This is a genomic window from Candidatus Obscuribacterales bacterium (assembly GCA_036703605.1).
Classification (GTDB): Bacteria; Cyanobacteriota; Cyanobacteriia; order RECH01; family RECH01; genus RECH01.
In genome coordinates, this window is the sequence record DATNRH010001203.1 from 1 (window position 1) to 2,208 (window position 2,208).

The 2,208-nt window shown below is 53.7% G+C and carries 3 protein-coding genes; all 3 read right to left on the reverse strand.

Going from position 1 to position 2,208, the window contains the following annotated elements; translation table 11 throughout:
- On the reverse strand, positions 1-564 hold a 564-nt coding region (locus V6D20_24970), incomplete at its 3' end, for an isochorismatase family cysteine hydrolase (GenBank protein HEY9819034.1).
- 12 nt (positions 565-576) lie between these two features.
- Positions 577-1,599 carry a formamidase gene (locus tag V6D20_24975; protein HEY9819035.1) on the reverse strand — a complete coding sequence of 341 codons (1,023 nt, stop codon included), beginning with the start codon at positions 1,597-1,599 and terminating at the stop codon, positions 577-579.
- A gap of 142 nt (positions 1,600-1,741) precedes the next feature.
- Positions 1,742-2,208: hypothetical protein (locus V6D20_24980; GenBank protein HEY9819036.1), on the reverse strand; the 467-nt coding region annotated here is incomplete at its 5' end.

Genomic DNA, 2,208 nt, shown 5'->3' on the forward strand with positions numbered 1-2,208 from the left:
GTCGGAGACCATCAAACATTCGTAGCCGCGATCGTTGGCATCGCGCATGGTGGTGTGAACACAGACATCAGTGGTGATGCCCGTGAGAATGATATTTTGGACACCTTGGCGGGATAGGATGAGGTCTAAATCCGTGGCATAGAAAGAACCTTTACCGGGTTTATCAATCACCACCTCTCCTGGCAGCGGCGCTAGTTCAGGAATGATATCCCAGCCCGGCTCTCCCCGCACCAGAATTTTGCCACAGGGGCCCGGATCGCCAATGCCCGCACCAATCTGCTGCGATCGCCATCGTTTATTGGCCGGCAGATCAGATAGATCAGGACGATGCCCTTCGCGGGTATGGATAATATGAAATCCCTTCTCCCGCATCACCGACAAAAGCCGTTTAATCGGTTCAATCGGCGCACGGGTCAGAGACAAGTCATAGCCCATCTTATCCACATAACCACCTTCTCCACAGAAGTCGGTCTGCATATCAATGATAATCAGCGCCGTATTCTCAGGACGCAGATCGCCGTTGTAGGGATAAGGATAGGGATCAGCCGTTACAAACGTACCCATGGTTAATGCTCCCTACGCAGTTGCCGTTTCAGATGGCAGTTCTTCACCCCGATAGAGGCGGGTGGGTGCCTCAAAGCCACAGGAGGTGCCGTCGGTATGAACCACCTCATCCTCCCAAGGCAAACGATAGGAGCCGTCTACCAAATCTTTCATGTAGGTGTAGGGACAGTCTTGGGCTCCGCCTTTCACCGCCACATAACCTCGATGGCCAAATTGGTAGATATTATTTTCGACACTCCAATGTCGCCGCGCCTCTCGAACTAAGTCAGGGCGAAATTCCGCCGTGATAATTTCATCTGGGCGATGGCTACCCATCACCAAGGGGGTACCGTCATAGTTGACCATCATCCCTTCGCCCATAGAATCGAAGGTGCCGTCGGTGCCGCACATACAAACCGATGCGGTATACATGAGGTTACAGAAAGCATTAGCTTGGTTGGTAATCTGCCAACTGTGGCGGATGGGAGCCGTATAGCCCGCTGTGCGAATCATAATCTCCGCACCTTTGTAGGCACATTCCCGGGCCATTTCAGGGAACATACCGTCATGGCAGATAATTAACGCCAGGGTGCTGCCGTTGGGGCCTTCACAGACAGGGATGCCAATATTTCCTGGTTCCCAGGGTTCCACAGGCACCCAAGGATGCAGCTTACGATAGTAGAGCTTGATCTGCCCTTGGTCATCAATAATTAAGCCGCTGTTGTAGGGATTTCCATGGGGGTTGTATTCCATGATCGAAAAACAGCCCCAGATCTGATGGGTGATGCAGGCTTGCTGAAATGCCGCTACTTCTGGCCCATCGAGCCGACACATGATCTCTGGATTGGTATCCATGGATAGCCCATGCAGGGCATATTCAGGAAAGACCACGAGATCCATGGTAGGCATATTGCGTCGAGCCTTCGCAACCAAGTCGCAAATTCGCTGGGTTTGGGCCGCCAGATCCGCCGGCGTCACCACCGTAGGCAACTGTAATTGCACCATTCCCATCACGACACCGTTGGGCGATTTATTGAGACCGCCTAATCCGCTCATGGTTAGATCTCCTTTACTGCAGGCTGTACTGACTATACTTGACTGAATCTATAGGTCACACCATGAAAGGTGTCACGATCGTTGAATTATCTGTAGGTGCATCAGATAGGTCGTTACTTGACCCAACCGACAGATTTTCTCCCTAGCGATCGCTCCCTAGGGCTCCCGGAACGCCGGTCATGGTGCGGGTGGGGGAACAGGTGATCACCATAATCACCAAGGTCAACACATAGGGGGCAGCGTTAAACAAGTAATAGCCTTGGGTAATCCCCACGGATTGCAGAGCCGGGCCAAGGGCCTGAGCACCGCCAAAGAGCAGCGAGGCCCAGAGACACTGCATGGGCTGCCAACGGGCAAAAATCACCAAGGCTACGGCCATGAGGCCCTGACCGCTAGACACCAACTCTGTCCATACACCAGGGTAGTACAGCGAGAGAGACGCGCCGCCAATGCCTGCTAGGAAACTGCCTGCCACAATGCTGAGCATTCGCACCTTGAAGATCGAGACGCCCATGGCTAACGCCGCATCAGGACTATCGCCCACCGCTCGGATAAAGAGCCCCCAGCGGGTCGAGCGAAAGAACCAGGTCATCAGGGGAGCGATCGCCA